We start from the raw sequence: 17,434 nt of genomic DNA on the forward strand, positions 1-17,434 counted from the left end.
AAAATTGAATCTCACATAGAGAATTGAAAGATAGATCAGCTCATTCCCATATATTCTATGAATCTCACATAGAGAATTGAAAGTAAACGGCAAAGCCCCAACACCAACCCTCTTAGGAGACCAAGAATCTCACATAGAGAATTGAAAGCGAACCCAGAGCTGAGGGCTAAGCTCATCGAAATAGCTAAGGAATCTCACATAGAGAATTGAAAGTAAGGTAGAAGTGAATTGCTTTATCGCCTGGCTGGAGATAGGAATCTCACATAGAGAATTGAAAGATCTTCGTTAAAGCGGCTGAGAAGACGATGCAGAGCAGAATCTCACATAGAGAATTGAAAGATTACAACGTGCTGCTGCGGAGTATTACCGATTATCTCCTGAGAATCTCACATAGAGAATTGAAAGTGAACCCGACAAATCCGAATCTCGGGTGCAGATAATATGCTGAATCTCACATAGAGAATTGAAAGGTTACGCTTATGTATTCTGGGACTGCTTTCGCTTTTTCTCTGAGAATCTCACATAGAGAATTGAAAGCTAAGCTTCTCGCAGCTCCAATGCCAAGCCTGAACGATAAAGAATCTCACATAGAGAATTGAAAGTAGCTACTACTTGAACAACATCGCCAACTGCCATCTAAGAATCTCACATAGAGAATTGAAAGACCTTCTCTAAGTGCCTGGATCGTTCTGAAATTAAAGGTTGAATCTCACATAGAGAATTGAAAGAAGCACAAACTTCGAAGCCTCAGCGCCAGTTAAAATATCGGAATCTCACATAGAGAATTGAAAGTTACCGTAAACATCTTCCCAACCAGCAGTGAACCCTTGCTCGAATCTCACATAGAGAATTGAAAGGCTTTTGCTATTCCGGCAACCTGACCTCGACGCAGCCCTGAATCTCACATAGAGAATTGAAAGTTCACAAGATCTGCTCTGCTGGTGTAGCCTTTATACCCCTGAATCTCGCATAGAGGGTTTAAAGAAACGTCTTATCCAGTAGGCTATCTTCAGACACTCAACGCATCCTCTAAACTCCGCCTTGCTCCAGTAGAGAACCCTCTTTGCACTTCAGATAGGCTGCTCTACATCTAGTTAGATCAATCTTCTTAAATTCTAATCCAAGTGTGTTCGCGAGCCTCATCGCCTCAACACTTATGGATGGTGCGGCGATTATCCCTCTTACCGCTGCACCCTTCTCCTTGAACTCTGATAGGTATTTGTAGGCTTGTTTCACAGCCCTCGTATCAACAGCCCTCCGCTTAACCTCGATTACCGTATACCGCCCTTGGCTATCGTAGCCCGTAAAGTCAGCCACACCCGTGCTCAAACGCCTCTGGTGGGACAGTATTCTGAAGCAGCCCGGCTCTAGGAGGTCTGGGTTTGAGGCGATGGCTTCATACATCTCCTCCTCGCTAAGATGCATCTCAAACTCAGCCTCATCCACAAGATGCAGATGTGCCAGTAGCGTAAACTCTTTGAACACTACGTTGAGCGTCTCCCGGTGCTCCCGTCTATACGATCTAATAGTCAGATAACCGCCTTCTAGATTGACTGTAAATATGCTACCCGGGGGCTGCCAGTTTACAGCCTCAAACCCCTTCGCTCTATGTAGGAGGAGCGAGCTATCCTGCTTTATCAGCAGCACCCTCTCACCCCAACCCAGCTTAGAGGAAGCTCTACCACTATACTCTACCTTGCACAACCCAGCCGCTATGATGAAACGTTTCTTCGACAAAGCATCCCTTAGCAGATCATATGCTTCCTCTAAAGTGGGTTGGAGCATATACGCAGCTTTACCACTCAACCCTCACCATACTAGGTTAAAGAGCGGCTAAAAGACTTATCTGCTTGAGTAGTGTAGAGAAGGCGTAAACGGCTTGAAGGAGGACCTCCTCAGCATCCCCACTGGAGTTAGAGGCTTAGATAGAATGCTCTTAGGAGGACTACAACTAGGCGCAGTATACGACTTTTTCGGCGCCAGCGGTGTAGGGAAGACACAACTATGCCTCCAAGTTTCAACAATAGCTTCAGCACCAAAAGAGCAAGGCGGATTTGGGTGCGTTGTACTATATGTAGACCCAACAGGCTCCTTCAGACCAGAGCGGTTAAAGGAGATTGCTGAGGAACGCTCTTTAGACTCCGAGAAGATCCTCTCTCAAGTGTATTTATATGAGCCTCGTTTAGTGGAGGAGCAGATAGCGGTGCTGAACCAGCTCAAGAAGATGAGCAAGAAACCTACGTTGATCGTGATCGATGGGGTTACCGACCTCTTTCTGAGTGACCACGATATGGTTACCAGAGCTCTGCTCGGTAGCCACCTGCACTCACTCTGCCTCACAGCTTTAAAAGAAGGCATCGCCATCCTCTTAACCAACCCGGTAAGAGAGAGGTTAGGGGCAAAAGAGGCGACAGTCGAGGCTGGAGGGAATATTATGGCTCAAGGCGCGCACTTTAGAGTAAAGCTCTCTAAGAAGATGAGCGGGTTATTTTTAGCAGAAGCCGTCCAGCCGCCTCTAAGGCCTAGAGAAGTGTATTATAAGATAACTAGGGCTGGGTTGGTTGATGCTTAGAGGGAGCCGATGATGGAGCCGTTGGATCCAGCGACCGAAGAGTGCCTTGCGCACATATCGGCTAAACGCTATACAGAGGCTAAAGAGATGGCGCTCAACGCATCACTATGGTCTGGCTCACCACGGCTAGCGGGTAGAAGGATCGGCTGCCTCGGGTTAATAGCTAAGCTCGCTCAGAAGAAGTCTGATGAACTAATTAACGGCGAGAAACTCAGTAAGTTGAAGCAGATGCTTCTCAAACTCCAATCATCCCTAGATTGCGACGAATTTGAGAGAGGGTATGTTGAGGTTTGGTTAAGATATATCGATAGTTCAAGCGGTGATGAGGGTGTTGAGGAGAATCCAAGTGAAGAGAAATAGCATTATGAAGCTCCCTATGCCGTGCATGTAGATTTTACGTAAACTAACACCAAGGTTCTTGAACATATGATATCTTGCCGCGTAGCTCGTCAGAGCGTAGATAGCCAGAGCCAAGATCACACCTCTATACGCTTCTGGCTGGTTGGCGCCGACAAAACCTAGTAGAGTAGCTAATACCCCTGATAGCACACCTGCAGCCACCCTCAACCAATATAGTTTATCCAAAGGGGTCAAGCAGCCCTACGAGCAAACACCACCTATATATCCCTTAACATCAATCGAATAGTAGGTTGGAGCTCTCAGGCGTCGAGCTTACTAGAATAGTCGCTGAGCTTAACGAAGCACTCAGCGGCTACTATGTAAGCAACATCAGCTCCATAGACGATACGACTTGGCTCATAAGGCTACACCACCCAAGCAGCCCAGAGAAGAGGCTCGTCATCTCAACCACAAAAGGGGTTTGGCTCACAGCCTACGAGCTACCAACCAGAACACCAGACACATTCGTATCACATCTAAGAGACCTCCTAGTTAGAGGGCGCTTCATCGCCGCTGAGCAGCCTGATGTAGAAAGGATCATTAAGATCAAGTTCTTGGTCGATGAAAATGAGAGAGATCTAGTCGCAGAGTTCTTCGGAGGCGGAAACCTACTTGTAGTAGATGAAGAAGGGCGTATACTGACTCTGCTCAAGAAGATAGAGGTCAGGCACCGCAGGCTAGCGCAAGGCCTAACCTACACACCCCCGCCCCCTCGTGGAAAAAGCCCATTCGCCGACCAAGATACTCTATTAGAAGGTCTTGATGCCAGCGGCTTAGAGATATCAAGATACCTTGGTAGGGAGTTAGCGTTATCACGCAAGTATGTTGAGGAGGTTCTCTTTAGGGCTGGTGTAGAGCCTAGAGCACGAAGCCTCACACAAGAGCAGAAGGCTAAGATCATAAGCGTAATCTCTGAGCTTAAAGAACTTATTCTGCGCAGGGGCAAACCGACCATCTTGTTGAAAGACGGTAGAGCAGTTGACGCCTCACCCTTCGAGCTCACAACCTACAGAGAGGGTGAGTGTAGATACACAAACAGCTTCATGGAGGCCGTAGACGAGGTTCAGACCCCAGCTCTACTCGAGGAGCTCAAGAAGAGAGAAGAGGAGCCGCTTCAGAAGAAGATAGAGGAGCTGAATAGAGCGCTTGAGGCACAAGCTAAAAGAAGGTTAGAGTTAAAGGAGCAAGCCGCTAAGCTGCGTGAACTCGCCACCCATCTAAGAAGACTAGGTGCTGAAGGAGCTGCTGAAGACCTAACAACACTACTCACAACACTCAACCTAGAATACAAAGAGAGTAGGGGTGAATACTTAGAGATTAAAGGGTTCACAGAACCCATCCAACTACCACTAAAAGCATCACCTATAAGCGCCGCATCAGCCCTCTTTGACGCTGCAAAGAGGGTAGAGGCTAAAGTTAGGGCGATAGAAGAGGCTGAAAGAAACCTATCTGAGAGAAAGGCGCAGATTCTAGCAGAAGCAGCTAGAGAAAGCGAGCTCAAACCTTTAAAGCGTGTCAGAGTAAAGAAGTGGTTCGAGAGGTATAGGTGGTTCTACACATCCAAGGGGCTTCTAGCGGTTGGAGGTAGAGATGCATCATCTAACACAGCCATACTCAGAAGACATACCCAAGAGAACGATCTCGTCTTCCACGCTGACTTACACGGCTCCCCCTTCTTCGTGCTAAAAGGCGGCGCAGAAGCAGATGAAGATAGCATAAAGGAGTGCTGCAAAGCAGTAGCAGCCTACAGCTCAGCTTGGAAGGCTGAGATCTCAGCGGTAGATGTCTACTGGGTTAAACCACCCCAAGTAAAATTCACAGGACCTTCTGGCACATACCTACCGAAGGGGGCTTTTCTGATAGAAGGCGAGAAGAACTGGGTAAAGAACGTTAAAGTCGAGGTTAGCGTCGGGGTCTCTACCTTGGATGATGATCTGGTTGTAATCGGCGGACCACCTGAAGCTCTAAAGGTGCATAGCCTAGCATACGCGGTCTTAATACCTGAGAAGGGTAAAGTGAGCGATGTGGCGAAGCGTGTTAAAGTGGAGCTGATGAAGATCGCTGGCAGAGAATTAAGCGCGAGGATCAAAGAGATACCCTTAGACGATTTCATAAGAGCATTACCTAGTGGAGGCGGAAGAATAGTTTCAACCCAGCTGGGTGAGCAAAAACAAAATAGAGTCTAGCTAATATCAAAAGTTAGGGTTTTGGATATGAGTGACCGTGTTGATGTTGGAATACCCGGGGTGAACGAGATACTGAACGGTGGGATACCTAGGAGGAATATTGTTCTGCTCTCCGGCGGACCTGGTACTGGTAAATCTATTTTTGGTCAGCAGTTTCTTTACGCCGGCTACACACTCGGCGAACCTGGTGTTCTTGTGACTCTAGAGGAGCACCCAGTTCAAGTTAGAATTAACATGGACAGATTCGGCTGGGAGCCTAGAAGATATGAGCAGGAGGGGAAGTTTGCGATTGTGGACGCCTTCACCTCTGGTGTGGGTGAGGCGGCGAAAAGAGAGCGCTACGTGGTCAAGGATTCGGATGACACTCCAAGCTTTTTGGACGTTATGAGGCAAGCAATCACCGATTTGAATGCGCAGAGAATCGTCATAGACTCGGTCTCAACTCTCTACATGACGAAGCCTATGATGGCGAGGTCAACATTAATGCTCATTAAAAAGGTCCTTGCTGGCTTGGGTTGCACAGGCTTTCTTGTTTCGCAAGTAAGCGTTACAGAGAGGGGGTTTGGCGGACCTGGTGTTGAACACGCTGCTGATGGGATCATTAGGCTTGATCTGGATGAGTTTCAAGGTGAACTTAGGCGTTCAATAATCGTTTGGAAGATGCGTGGAACTGGGCATTCTATGAAGAGGCATCCGTTTGAAATAACGAGTAAAGGAATAGTTGTTTACCCGGATAAAACTGTAAAAGTTACCGCTGAAGGAGGTGAGAGCGCGTGAGCGAGGTAGAAGTACCCCTAAAACCGTTAGGGCGTGAGGATATTCAAAAACTTGAGGCGGTCCTCCTCCTAGGAACAGTTTCAAGGAAAGATGTCATCGAAAAGATGCGAAGTGCAGACCCGAAAGACCGCATAACCTGGATAGACTCGCTGGCTGTCGCAGCGGGCGCCCTTGCGAGGGAAAAAGCTGGAATGAGCACCCCAAGGATAGCGGATGAACTTGGTAGGGGCGAGCAGACCGTAAGGGCCCACTTAACAGGAAAGACCGAGGCTGGGAAACTTGTGAGAGAAACCTACGAAATGCTCCTCAAAGGCGAAAAAGTTCTCGCATTCATGGTTAAAGAAACCGAGACTCCACAATCAAAAGAAGAGATCGAAAGGTTAAAGGTTGAAATCGAGAAGGAGAGGCGGGAAAAGGCTGAGCTTCAAGAGAAGATCAACAAAATGCAGAGCAAACTCGAAAACGCCGTCAAAGCATTAGGGGAAGTGCTTAATCAACTAAAAGCCTAGCAGATAAAAGAAGTAGAGTAAGCAAACTACGGAGAAAAATGCTGAAATCTGCTTAGACAAAATTAGTTGGCGTTCTCCGGATCGAAATAATTGAGGATTTTTCTTTGGGAAATGCTTTGCTGACGGCTTCTCCTATCTTGTGGGCAAAAGGCTTAAAGAATGGTGTCTGGTGTTAGGGGGTGGGGTAGCGGATTGGCTTCGGAGCCGATGATCAGGACAAAGATCCTCGTAAGGGAGGTTATGAACAGCCCAGTGATAACGTCTGAGATCGATGAGTCGGTGAGGGAAGCCGCTAAGAAGATGGCTCGCTTTAAGATAGGTAGTGTTGTTGTTACTGAGAAAGGTAAGCCGATAGGGATAGTGACGGAAGGGGATATTGTGAGGAAGGTTGTTGCTGAAGACCTTAAACCGAGCAGAGTGAAGGTAGGCGACATCGCCTCTAAACCTCTCCACACAATCGACGCTGGAAGTGACATAACTGAGGCGGCGAAGAGTATGCGTAGGCTAAACATAAAGAAGCTCGGTGTAGTCTACAAGAATGAGCTTGTGGGCATAGTGACTACCTCAGACCTAAATGCGGTTACACCAGAGCTTGTAGGCTTGCTGTCAGAGAAGGTGAGGATAACAACAGGTGAGTCTCTCAGGGTCAAAAGCCCTCTTGCGGGGTACTGCGACTCCTGTGGTGAATGGTCTGACACACTTATCGAAATAGATGGTAGATTTCTCTGTGAAGATTGTAGAAGTGAAGTTTCACAAGAACCCGCTGAGCTGCCTGCTGAAGAGTAGATAATTCTCGGCTGCGTGTTATTATGATCAGAGTTTCTGATTATATGACGCCCATCGTAGCCGTAGTCTCCCCCTCTGATACGCTTGCAGCGGTTAGGAATGTTATGCTTAGGAAGCGTGTGGGGAGGGTGCCTGTTCTAGATGATGGGGGTAGGCTAGTGGGCATAATCAGCCGAACCGATCTAGCCTTAGCGCTTAAACTGGGTGGACCACCTTGGCGCCGAAGACCCCTTGAATACACCAGTGTGTGGGAGGTTATGTCGAAACCAGTCTTAACCATTACACCTAATGAACCAATCTGTAAGGCGGCTAGGATTATGCTGGATAACGGAGTAACAGGGCTTCCTGTAGTGGAGGAGGACAAGGTTATCGGGATGATTTCAACCAGTGATCTTACAAGGTGTTTGATGGAGCATGGCGACCCCTCTAAGAAGGTTAAGGAGTGTATGTGTGGTGAGGTAGCAGTAGTAAAGCCGCTCTATACCCTCAACCGCGTGATCAAGGTGCTTGTAGAGACGCCTAGCCACAGAGTCGTGGTTGTTGATGCTGAGGGTAGACCTATCGGTATGATCACACCAACCGATCTAGCCTTTGTGCAAGTAGCGCCACCAAAGAAGAGAGGCGGCATAATCTACGATGATGGAGCGCCTCAACCTACTAGAAGGATGAAGTATCTTGCTCTAGCATACGCTAAGGATGTTATGAAGAGCCCGCTCCACTATATCTCAGAGGAGGCTTCGGTGGTGGATGCTGCATCACTTATGAGCAGCGCAAGGATAGGTGGGTTGCCGGTATTGGATAAGAGGAAGAACCTCTGTGGGCTCTTCTCCAAGTTGGAGGTTTTAAAGCTTGTCAAAGACCTCGAGGCTTGAAGCCACTAGGGTTTCTGAGCTGCACCTAGAGCCTAGTTATATTGTGAGTAAGGCTCAGAAGATTTCGGTCGCTATAGAGTTGATGAGGCGGTATAATGTAGATAGGGTGGTAGTAGTCTCAGATTCTAAGGTTGTGGGTGTAGTTACGTTAAAGGATGTCTTCTCTAAACTCTCCTCTAAAAGGATGAGGGGGCTCTCACCGACATCGCTCTCTGTCGCAGCCTTCACCTCACCTAACATAATTACCGCACAGCCAGAGGAGAGAGCCCAAGAGGCTGCGGAGAAGATGCTGAGGCATAATGTGTCTGCGCTTCCAGTAGTTGGGGATGATGGTGCGGTGAAGGGGTTGGTGACTAAGCTACTCCTCATTCCACTTATGTCAAAATCTAACCTATGCTGTAAAGAGTTTGCAACCCCTTCTTACCTAACCATAAGCCTAAAGTCTAAGCTCTCAGCCGCTCTTGAGAAGCTTAGCAAAACACCTGTTCGAGACCTTATTGTGGTTGAGGCTGATAGACCGCTTGGGGTTATCGGTGAGCGTGAGGCTGCTTTCACCCTATTTAACCTCCTTAGGATCGATCAGATAAGGCACTTCGACACATTCATCAAGAGGTTGCTCGTGGTAGATGCGATGAGGAGGCTCAACGTAGCGTTAAGCGGGGAAGAGAGTTTAAGGGAGGCTGCTAGGGTTATGAGGAGCAGCGGAGCCAACACCCTTCCACTCGTCAAAGAGGACAGAGTGGTTGGTGTGGTTAATAGGGATAATATTTTTGAGAGGCTCCTGCAGCTGGAGGGGAGGTAAGGAGGTAGGCTGTGGATAACCCCGCGCTTCATCGTAGACTCTATGCATGGAAGCCTCGCTAGAAAGCTAAGAATCTACGGCTACGACGTCATCTACGACACTAAGCTCGATGACAAAGACCTCCTCACCAAGACCGCTGAGGAAGACAGGTGGCTCCTAACCTCAGACCGAGACCTATACCTAACAGCCCAGAAGAAGGGGGTGAAGGCTTGCCTACTCCTCGGCAAAGACGACGCGCAGAGGGTGGCTGAAGTGTTCAATAAGCTCGGTGTGGAGCCTCCGGAGCTGAAGGCTGAGGGCTCCAGATGCCCTGTTTGCAACGGGCTACTAGAAGCCTGCGACCTAAATGAGGTGGATACCACTCAGAAATCTGGGAGGAGATACTATAGGTGTGCGGAGTGCGGTAAACTGTATTGGATTGGGAGCCACTGGCGGCGAATCAAAGAGTTTGATAGACGGGTAAGACAACTCCTTAAGGCTTAAAGGACACCTTAAGGATAGAGTGGTGGCTATGGCTGGTCTTAGTGATGAAGATGGCTACCTCTTAGTTAAGACCGCTAGGCGAGCAGCAGAAGAATACGTAGTTAATGGTAGGAGGTTAAAGTTGGATGAGGATTTTCGCAGAAGGTTCGGCGAGAAACGTGGGGTATTCGTCACGATAAACGCGGTAAAGGGTAGGGAGCATGAGTTAAGAGGGTGCATAGGTTTGGTTCAACCCAACATACCGTTGAGTGAGGCGCTGGTGGAAGCGGCTATAAGCGCTGCTACATCAGACCCACGCTTCGAACCAGTTAGAGCAGAAGAGTTCAGCAACCTTATCTTTGAGGTTAGCGTCTTGACGAAGCCAGAAAGGCTCAAAGCTACGTCACCCAAAGAGTACCCCAACCTGATAAAGATAGGTAGAGATGGTTTGATCGTCGAATACAGGTTTCTGAGCGGACTCCTACTACCACAAGTCCCTGTGGAGGAGGGTTGGGATGCTGAGCAGTTCCTCTCCTACGCTTGTATGAAGGCGGGTGCACCCCCAGATGTCTGGCTTCTCCCAGAAACGAGGATCTACCGTTTCGAGGCAGAGGTCTTTAGTGAAGAGGAGCCGAATGGTAAGGTTGTTAGGAGAAGGCTGATTTGAGGAGAAAAGCTCGGTTTGAAGAGGGTCTACTTCCCCATCTTCGGATCAGGGCTAGGCCACGCCGCTAGGATGGTTGCCGTAGCATCGAAGCTTAGAGAGATGGGTGTTGAGGTAGCCTTCTCATCCTACGCTGAAGGTGCTGAATATGTGATGCGGAGGAGATTCATCTGCTTCAGAGTGCCTAGGTTGGATGTTGGTTGGACAGCTTCAGGCAAGTTTGAGGGGCTCCTTAAGACCTCTAAAAGGCTCCCTTGGCACATAGCCACATTCATCCGCCAAGTCGTCGCAGAGAGGAAGATCATGAGGCGTTGGAGACCAGATCTTGTAGTCTCAGATTCACGCCTCTCAGCAGTCATAGCCGCTAAGAGCCTAGGGTTAAAGTGCTTCGTCGTCACGAATCAGCTACGCATACTCCTCCCGCCTAAGAAGAGGAGCAAGCGCACAAAACCCATCGAACGCTTCCTAAACGAGATCTTAGGAAAACTCTGGAATTTAGCAGATAAGATCTTCTTCCCAGATCTGCCACCGCACCTAACCATATCAGAAGAGAATCTCTGGTGGATCTCAGCAGTAAGAGGGAAGGCTGAGTACGTAGGCTTCATAGTTCAACCGTCGAAAAAGAGCGCGGAGGAGGTTAAGGACACTCTACTCAAGCTGGGTTTAGACTACAATAAGCCACTGGTCTTCATGCACATCAGCGGACCATCCTTCACAAAACCAGCGCTGATAAGGAAGCTGCTTGATGCAGCAAAGCATCTGAGAGAGTTTCAGGTTGTGATATCTGAGGGCAGACCAGATGGGAGCACAGAGGTTAAACGCATCGACTCAGCCTACTATTTTGAGTGGTGCCCCTTTAATGAGCAACTTATGCAGGCCTCAGACATACTTGTGGTGAGGGGTGGTCACTCGACTTTAGGCTCGGCGCTGCTGCTCGGTAAGCCTATGCTCATCATACCTATAGCAGACCACAGCGAGCAGTTCAGCAACGCACAAAAGATGGTTAGGTTGGGTGTAGCCCTTTGGCTCGACCCGCTCACAGCAGAGCCAAAAGATATTTGCGAATCCGTACATAAACTCTACTCAACAAACATCTATAAGAGTAGGGTAGAGCGTCTTTCAAAAGAAGCTTCAAAGTATAATGGATTAGGTAGACTGGTCAGCGCGGTGATGGATGCGTTAAGATAACTCATCAGTGAGCCTATGCGCATCTAAAAGCCCCTCTATTAAATCAACCCTCGAAACACCTCTAAGTAGATATTCAGCTGCTTCGTCCAGATCAGAGATAGGTCTACCCAGATTATCTAAAACAGTTAACCTACCTTCACCCACATCTAAGGGTAGTGGGCGCTGTAGACCGATTTTCTTCGCATACACACCAAGCTCATCTTCGGTCAAGAATGAGGCTGGTGAAAATATATTCACACCTTCTCTACAGGCATATTTTAACACATTTTGTAGGCTTCTGCTCCTAAGATCAAGTGGCATAAAGAGAGAGCCTATCTTCTCTTTTAAAGCAACTTTAACGCCTAACACAGCAGCAAATTCAGACCAGCTGAAGCTAGGCTCTAATCCAACCACGCTACTACGCTTAGCCACATCTACATAAAGTAGCTGCAGACTCCTTTTAGGTACGCAACGTCGGAGTAGAGCGAGGTTTTCGAGGGAGCGGAATAGTGCCTCTGGTTGAGAAGGGTAGTTGGTGACTAGATATGTGGGGGTGAAGCCAGCCCGCTGCATAACCCAGCCACCGACCAAAGATCTCAGAGTCGGCTCTACCAGTATTAGACAACTCCCTAGAGCGCCCGACGGTAGCCCGCCTGATCCCAAGTAGCGGTGTGTGAAGATGTATGCGGACTCTTTTGAGATGAGCGCATAGACCACCTTATCAGGTCTTTTTTCATCCGGTCTAGCTCCCCTACCACCAACTTTACCTATCAGTGTTGAGATGGCTACAGATTGTAGGTCAGAAGCTCTGTAGCCTATGTTTCGCAGGGCCTCAACCTTGACTGAGAAGCGCTCGTTATCAAATATACCCCTCTCACCAGCGGCAACAATCGCTTGCAGCGCTTCATCGAAATCTGGTTTTACTTTTTCAGCTAGAGCTGCGTAGGCTACGCCAGAGAACCGAGAGACGACTTCAGCCACATCAACCACGTCAGGGGTGCTGATCTCGATGACCTCATCCTTAACCTCAACCGAATACTTTGAGTCTACGAATGAGGGGAGGGACTCTATGAGGAGGGTACTTAACACATCTATTTGAGACGCAGCCTCAGGAGAGGGTTTGACTACGACACATCGCATATGTAAGCGGGCTAACCATCCTTATAAGAATGTATCTAGCATAACCTTATTCTGCTGACGGGGGAAGGTAGAGCATATTGAGCTTAGTAGAGGTCTCTGAAGCCTTTAGGTTGGCTGATGGATCTGGGGTTAAGATCAGAGGCTGGGTGGCTTCAAAGTCAGAAGTGGGTGGCATAATCTTCCTAACAGTAAGGGACGGCACAGGTTACATACAAGCAGCTGGCAAGAGAGGAGTAGTTAAAGAAGAGGTCTTTCAGAGCCTTAAGCGTGTCACAAAAGAGTCTGCTGTCGAGATAGAGGGGGTTATACGTGAAGATAAGCGGGCGCCGAAAGGTAGGGAAGTAGCTCTAAATTCATTCAACATAATCGCTTTGGCTGATAAGTGGCCTATAACCAAGAGCGCCGTTAAATCCCCAGCCTTCCTCTACGACTATAGGCACCTTTCGATAAGAGGGCGTAAAGCCTCGGCGGTGATGAAGATAAGATGGGGTGTCATAAGAGCCGCTATAGAATTCTTCACAGAAAGGGGCTACTGGCTGATAAGCGCACCTACCATAGTCCAGTCTGCGTGTGAAGGCGGCGCTACACTCTTTGAGCTCGACTATTTCGGTAAGAAGGCTTATCTAAGCCAGAGCGCTCAATTTTATGAAGAGGCTGCGATCTGCTCGCTAGGTAAGGTCTTCGTAATTCAACCAGCTTTTAGAGCGGAGAAGTCCAAGACAGCCAAGCACCTAACCGAATTCTGGATGATAGAAGCTGAGAAGGCGTTTATGGATCAAGAGGAGAACATGAAGCTGCAAGAAGACCTTATCACATACATCTGCAGAAAGGTAGCGCAAGAATATAAGAGTGAGCTCGAGGTGCTTGGGCGCGAGTTTGTCCCGCCTGAGCCGCCTTTCCCAAGAATGACCTATGACTATGTTTTAGAGTTCGCTAGAGAGCACAATCTGGAGTTCAAGTGGGGTGAGGATATACCTACTCCAGTGGAGACGCTTCTATCAAGAAGCCAAACTAAACCGTTCTTTATAACTGATTATCCTCTTAGCGCAAGAAGCTTCTACCATATGACGAAGCCTAACGACGATAAGATCACGCTTTCAGCAGATCTTATCGCACCTGAAGGACACGGGGAGATAGCTACAGGTGGGCAGAGGATACACGACTACCAGACCCTACTTAAGAGAATAGAATCCCAAGACCTACCAAAAGAGAGCTTCAGCTGGTACCTTGAGCTAAGAAGATATGGTATGCCACCACACTCAGGCTTCGGAGTTGGTGTGGAGCGGCTTACTAAGTGGATTACAGGGCTAAAACACATAAGGGCTGCAAGCCTATTCCCACGCACACCAACAAGAGTCAACCCATAGACTTAGAGCGAAGACGAGCGACCACTTCAGCCACCTTTATGGCCCTCTGCGCAACCTCGACAGCATCAGCACCAAAGATGTAGGCTGAAGGCTCGATCCAGTAGCCTCCAGCGTCTACAAACACATCAGGTAGGGGCTCACCACGCTTACCCAAATTTAGAACCTCCTCAGCGACCCGAGCTTGCGCCGCATCGGTGTTTGTAGGCGGCTCACGCCTATTAAATACGTAGACGCTGAAACCAAGTTGCTCCAAAGCCTCTTTAACAAACCTATTATACGCTATGTTAATGGCTGCGTGAATAGCAGGGTTAACATGCATAGCGGCAAGCAGAACCGAAGCAAGATGCCTTGATGCACCGAACTCGGGTTGCGCAAAGGCTTTAGGCGCACCATCAATTCTGGCTATGCGCCCAGGTATACCAGCCACATCCCTAACGCTCGTAGCGTCAGGGGTAGCTTCGACAATATTCACTAGAACCTCTGGTATTAGTGCTGCAAACTCCTTCGATGCCTGAATCAGGTTTACCGCAGCCTTAAGGTTACTTAAGATAATCTGCTTCCTATCCACAGTTGGTAGACCCTTTGAGTAGAGTTGAATGCAGATATCGCAGCCCTCTGCGTGTAGAGTTGGAGCCCTTTTCTTGTGAGTCATGCAAATGGAGCCTTGGCACTTTAAGTTGGTGCAGAGGGTGCAGATGCCCTTCACCGCCTCTGAGGAGGGTAGGGTGCCTGAGGCTAAGCCTGAAGCAAGCCATTTGGAGAGTGCCACTATCTCATCTGAGTAGAGGGGCTCTTCATCTACTTTAAGCCTAAGGTAGCCGCTTACTGCTGGTTGAGTTACGCCAATCAAGTCAGCGATCTTGGCTTGGCTGAAGCCCTTCGCTTTAAGCTCCTTTGCCACAAGAGCTCTGATAAGCGGGAGTAGCTCTTTTATGGCTACTTCGCAAGGAGGCTTCATCATAATAAGTCGTTTATCAACATGGTTATAAATAGATTTATCTCAAATCTTCTTAGATGAAGATATGAAGATTCGCAAGCCTCCGGAGTGGGGTATAACCCCAGTCCCACAAAGCCAAAGAGTGCTTCGCGCCATAGATCTAGCGGTCTTCTGGACTAGCCTAGGTACTGGGCTACTGGTGTATCAAGCCGGCGCTTTACTTGTCCCCTCCCTAGACTTCTTAACCTCACTCATAGTGATCACAGCGGGCACACTCATAGGAACCCTACCACTTGCTTTAGCCGGTATGATAGGCGGTAAGGATGGCGTACCAACCATGGTCTCACTTCGCCCATCTTTCGGCATAAGGGGCTCCTATTTCCCGACTTGGCTTAACGTAGTTCAGCTCATAGGCTGGGGTACGCTGGAGATAGCGGTGATGGCGAAGGCAGGAGACTTAATCTCATCGACTACAGCAGGCTTCTCAGCCTACTGGCTCTGGGTGATAGTCTTCACCATCTTCACAATACTCATGGGGATAGGTGGTCCGCTGCTCGTAGTTAAGCAGTGGCTCGAGAGATTCGCCTTCTGGCTGCTCTACGGCTCAGCGGCTTGGGTAACCTTCTGGGCTCTTCAGAACGGAGGGTTAAGCAGAGTTGTTGGCGCTAAAGCTGAGGGTGGGCTTCCTCTTCTCTTGGCGCTTGACCTCGTTATAGCTATGCCACTCTCTTGGATGCCGCTAGCGGCAGACTACAATAGGTTTGCAAGCACGCCGAAAGGAGGGTTTCTAGGCACCTACATAGGGTTCGCGGTCGGTAACATAGTAGGCTACGCGATAGGCAGCATACTTATCCTAGCAACAGGCTCAGCAGACATAGTAGGCTCATTCGGCTACCTCTTTCTAGGCGCACCAGCTCTACTACTCATCCTCGTCTATGAGTTGGATAACTGCTTTGCAGACGTGTATTCAGCAGCGGTATCTGTGCAGAACAACCTACCTAAGCTGAAGCAGTGGGTACTCATACTGCTGATCGGAGGCATATGCGCAGCCCTAGCCCTCTTCATCAACATCGAAAACTACATCTGGTTCCTCTTGTGGATAGGAGCTACCTTCTCACCGATCTTCGGGGTTGTACTGAGCCACTACTACATCCTAGCGAAGCAGAAGATAGATGTGGAGCAGCTCTACACCAAAGGGGGCGACTACTGGTATAGCAAGGGTGTTAACATCTCGGCAATAGCCTCTTGGGCAGCAGGCTTCGTGGTCTACATAATTATAACAACCTACTTATCTTGGCTAGGCGCTACTATACCCAGTATGCTCACAGCAGCAGCCCTCAACATAGCCCTAGCAAAAGTCCAGAAACGCATCCAAGTAGTAGCGAGGCGAACATAAGTGAAGCGCGTACCTAGAGCACTCACCATAGCTGGTTCGGATTCAGGCGGAGGTGCTGGTATACAAGCAGACCTCAAAACCTTCGCAGCCCTAGGAGTATATGGTATGAGTGCCGTCACAGCGATAACAGCGCAGAACACAATCAGCGTCACAGCGGTTCAACCTATAGACCCAGAGATTGTAAGGGAGCAGATAAGGGCGGTGGTCTCAGATATAGGGGTTGATGCTGTGAAGACAGGTATGCTCTACACACGCGACATAATCGAAGCAGTCGCTGAAGAGCTCAGCCAGCTAAAGGTGCCTATAGTTGTTGATCCTGTAATGGTGGCTAAGAGCGGAGCTAAACTACTAAGGGAGGATGCTGAAGAAGCGCTGATCAAAAGAATACTACCATTAGCAACAGTCGTAACCCCCAATCTACCAGAAGCAGAGAACTTAGCGAAGATGAGCATAGAGTGCTTAGAGGACGCCGAGGAAGCTGCCAAGAAGATAGCAACACTAGGGCCGAGGGCTGTTGTGATGAAGGGTGGGCATTTAGAGCAAGACGAATGCGTTGACACCTTATACTATGATGGCGTAGTAAGAAGGTACACAGGTAGAAGGGTTAGTGGAGGTACGCACGGCACAGGATGCACCTTTGCCTCAGCCATCGCAGCCCTATTGGCTAAGGGCTCCGATATCTATGAAGCGGTTGAGAGGGCGAAGCGCTTCGTAGAGGAAGCAATCACATACAGCAAAAGGGTTGGTTCAGGAGTCGCACCAGTTTCACCCCTTGGTAAGACGGTGCTTGATGCTGAAAAGATGAGGGTCTTAGAGAAGATCAGCGAAGCCGTAAGCTTGCTTGAGGCAAACTCAGCCTTCGCACAATACATACCCGAATGTCAAACCAATGTCGCCATGGCTCTACCAGAACCCAGAACGCTAGAGGATGTGGCAGCCATACCGGGTAGGATAGTCAACGCCATGAGTAGGGTCAAAGCCTCCGGATGCCCGACGTTCGGCGCCTCAAGGCACCTCGCCTCAACTCTACTCGCGGTTTCAGAGTACACACCGTCTGTCAGAGCAGCGTTGAACATTAGGTTTGATGAAGGCTTGCTGGAGACTGCTCGGAGACTACGCTACTTATGCTCAGAGTACGATAGATCTAAGGAGCCGCCGGAAGTGAAGGCTGTAGAAGGCGAAACCACGAAGTGGGGGACAAGAGAAGCAATAAAGAAGATCGGCGCCGTACCTGATATCATCTTCCATAGGGGAGATTGGGGGAAGGAGGCCATGATAGTTATATTAGGTAAAGATGCTGTGGATGCTGTGAAAAAAGCTCTGAAGATTATAGAAGCTCATAGGCAAGAGAAGGCCTAATAGGGGTTCCACATGCTCGTTTTGTAGCGGTTTAGCCCC

At 48.9% G+C, this 17,434-nt stretch carries 18 protein-coding genes and 1 CRISPR repeat array; of the genes, 14 read left to right on the forward strand and 4 right to left on the reverse strand.

The features are described 5' to 3' along the window. Positions 1-6 precede the first annotated feature (6 nt). Positions 7-984: direct repeats of the CRISPR family, unit length 24 nt; unit sequence GAATCTCACATAGAGAATTGAAAG. Between the two features lie 45 nt (positions 985-1,029). Next, positions 1,030-1,806 carry a DUF91 domain-containing protein gene (locus HA494_07765; GenBank protein NHV97660.1) on the reverse strand — a complete coding sequence of 259 codons (777 nt, stop codon included), beginning with the start codon at positions 1,804-1,806 and terminating at the stop codon, positions 1,030-1,032. 73 nt (positions 1,807-1,879) lie between these two features. Between HA494_07765 and HA494_07770 the strand changes: the two genes are divergently transcribed. Both HA494_07770 and HA494_07775 read left to right on the forward strand, forming a co-directional pair. Next, positions 1,880-2,572: a hypothetical protein gene (locus HA494_07770; GenBank protein ID NHV97661.1), complete on the forward strand. Its 693-nt coding sequence runs from the start codon at positions 1,880-1,882 to the stop codon at positions 2,570-2,572. Positions 2,573-2,584: 12 nt separating this feature from the next. After that, on the forward strand, positions 2,585-2,932 hold the full coding sequence (locus HA494_07775) for a hypothetical protein (protein NHV97662.1): 348 nt from the start codon (positions 2,585-2,587) through the stop codon (positions 2,930-2,932). On the opposite strand, the gene HA494_07780 is transcribed toward HA494_07775, so the two are convergent. Continuing rightward, entirely contained in the window at positions 2,885-3,157 is a 273-nt protein-coding gene (locus HA494_07780; GenBank protein NHV97663.1) for a hypothetical protein, read from the reverse strand. The two genes, HA494_07775 and HA494_07780, sit on opposite strands and share 48 nt — an antisense overlap. Before the next feature lie 65 nt (positions 3,158-3,222). Here HA494_07780 and HA494_07785 point away from each other — a divergent pair, with 65 nt between their 5' ends. From HA494_07785 to HA494_07825, 9 genes are all read left to right on the forward strand, one after another. Continuing rightward, the gene (locus tag HA494_07785) at positions 3,223-5,157 is read left to right on the forward strand and encodes a fibronectin-binding domain-containing protein (GenBank protein ID NHV97664.1); all 1,935 of its coding nucleotides are present in this window, start codon (positions 3,223-3,225) and stop codon (positions 5,155-5,157) included. Positions 5,158-5,184: 27 nt separating this feature from the next. Then, positions 5,185-5,934, forward strand: coding sequence for a KaiC domain-containing protein (locus HA494_07790; GenBank protein NHV97665.1), 750 nt, complete (start codon positions 5,185-5,187; stop codon positions 5,932-5,934). Then, positions 5,931-6,443, forward strand: a complete 513-nt coding sequence (locus HA494_07795; protein NHV97666.1) for a hypothetical protein — start codon at positions 5,931-5,933, stop codon at positions 6,441-6,443. The genes HA494_07790 and HA494_07795 overlap by 4 nt, the downstream gene beginning before the upstream one ends. Before the next feature lie 162 nt (positions 6,444-6,605). Continuing rightward, positions 6,606-7,229: a CBS domain-containing protein gene (locus tag HA494_07800; GenBank protein ID NHV97667.1), complete on the forward strand. Its 624-nt coding sequence runs from the start codon at positions 6,606-6,608 to the stop codon at positions 7,227-7,229. Between the two features lie 44 nt (positions 7,230-7,273). After that, on the forward strand, positions 7,274-8,101 hold the full coding sequence (locus tag HA494_07805; GenBank protein NHV97668.1) for a CBS domain-containing protein: 828 nt from the start codon (positions 7,274-7,276) through the stop codon (positions 8,099-8,101). Continuing rightward, on the forward strand, positions 8,079-8,903 hold the full coding sequence (locus HA494_07810; protein ID NHV97669.1) for a CBS domain-containing protein: 825 nt from the start codon (positions 8,079-8,081) through the stop codon (positions 8,901-8,903). Before HA494_07805 ends, HA494_07810 begins: the two co-directional genes overlap by 23 nt. A gap of 42 nt (positions 8,904-8,945) precedes the next feature. Further along, positions 8,946-9,386: a hypothetical protein gene (locus tag HA494_07815; GenBank protein ID NHV97670.1), complete on the forward strand. Its 441-nt coding sequence runs from the start codon at positions 8,946-8,948 to the stop codon at positions 9,384-9,386. A gap of 28 nt (positions 9,387-9,414) precedes the next feature. Next, positions 9,415-10,032, forward strand: a complete 618-nt coding sequence (locus tag HA494_07820) for a TIGR00296 family protein (protein ID NHV97671.1) — start codon at positions 9,415-9,417, stop codon at positions 10,030-10,032. 15 nt (positions 10,033-10,047) lie between these two features. Further along, complete coding sequence (locus HA494_07825) at positions 10,048-11,217, forward strand: hypothetical protein (protein ID NHV97672.1); 1,170 nt, start codon at positions 10,048-10,050, stop codon at positions 11,215-11,217. Here HA494_07825 and HA494_07830 read toward each other — a convergent pair. Next, the gene (locus HA494_07830; protein NHV97673.1) at positions 11,209-12,336 is read right to left on the reverse strand and encodes a hypothetical protein; all 1,128 of its coding nucleotides are present in this window, start codon (positions 12,334-12,336) and stop codon (positions 11,209-11,211) included. The genes HA494_07825 and HA494_07830 overlap by 9 nt on opposite strands. 77 nt (positions 12,337-12,413) lie before the next feature. On the opposite strand from HA494_07830, the gene asnS reads away from it, so the two are divergent. Next, the gene (gene asnS, locus HA494_07835; protein NHV97674.1) at positions 12,414-13,703 is read left to right on the forward strand and encodes an asparagine--tRNA ligase; all 1,290 of its coding nucleotides are present in this window, start codon (positions 12,414-12,416) and stop codon (positions 13,701-13,703) included. On the opposite strand, the gene HA494_07840 is transcribed toward asnS, so the two are convergent. After that, a complete protein-coding gene (locus HA494_07840; GenBank protein ID NHV97675.1) occupies positions 13,693-14,661 on the reverse strand; it encodes a hypothetical protein in 969 nt (322 codons plus the stop codon). The two genes, asnS and HA494_07840, sit on opposite strands and share 11 nt — an antisense overlap. A 64-nt stretch (positions 14,662-14,725) precedes the next feature. Between HA494_07840 and HA494_07845 the strand changes: the two genes are divergently transcribed. Then, positions 14,726-16,036, forward strand: a complete 1,311-nt coding sequence (locus tag HA494_07845; protein NHV97676.1) for a putative hydroxymethylpyrimidine transporter CytX — start codon at positions 14,726-14,728, stop codon at positions 16,034-16,036. Continuing rightward, positions 16,037-17,395: a bifunctional hydroxymethylpyrimidine kinase/phosphomethylpyrimidine kinase gene (locus HA494_07850; GenBank protein ID NHV97677.1), complete on the forward strand. Its 1,359-nt coding sequence runs from the start codon at positions 16,037-16,039 to the stop codon at positions 17,393-17,395. Positions 17,396-17,434: the final 39 nt, after the last annotated feature.

It is taken from the genome of Nitrososphaerota archaeon, from assembly GCA_011605775.1.
In the GTDB taxonomy this organism is placed as follows: domain Archaea; phylum Thermoproteota; class Nitrososphaeria; order Nitrososphaerales; family JAAOZN01; genus JAAOZN01.

Coding starts and splice junctions, on each gene's coding strand:
- HA494_07830 (NHV97673.1), bottom strand. CDS start 12,336: ATGCGATGTGTCGTAGTCAAACCCTCTCCTGAGGCTGCGTCTCAAATA.
- HA494_07790 (NHV97665.1), top strand. CDS start 5,185: ATGAGTGACCGTGTTGATGTTGGAATACCCGGGGTGAACGAGATACTG.
- HA494_07815 (NHV97670.1), top strand. CDS start 8,946: ATGCATGGAAGCCTCGCTAGAAAGCTAAGAATCTACGGCTACGACGTC.
- HA494_07845 (NHV97676.1), top strand. CDS start 14,726: ATGAAGATTCGCAAGCCTCCGGAGTGGGGTATAACCCCAGTCCCACAA.
- HA494_07775 (NHV97662.1), top strand. CDS start 2,585: ATGGAGCCGTTGGATCCAGCGACCGAAGAGTGCCTTGCGCACATATCG.
- HA494_07840 (NHV97675.1), bottom strand. CDS start 14,661: ATGAAGCCTCCTTGCGAAGTAGCCATAAAAGAGCTACTCCCGCTTATC.
- HA494_07805 (NHV97668.1), top strand. CDS start 7,274: ATGACGCCCATCGTAGCCGTAGTCTCCCCCTCTGATACGCTTGCAGCG.
- HA494_07820 (NHV97671.1), top strand. CDS start 9,415: ATGGCTGGTCTTAGTGATGAAGATGGCTACCTCTTAGTTAAGACCGCT.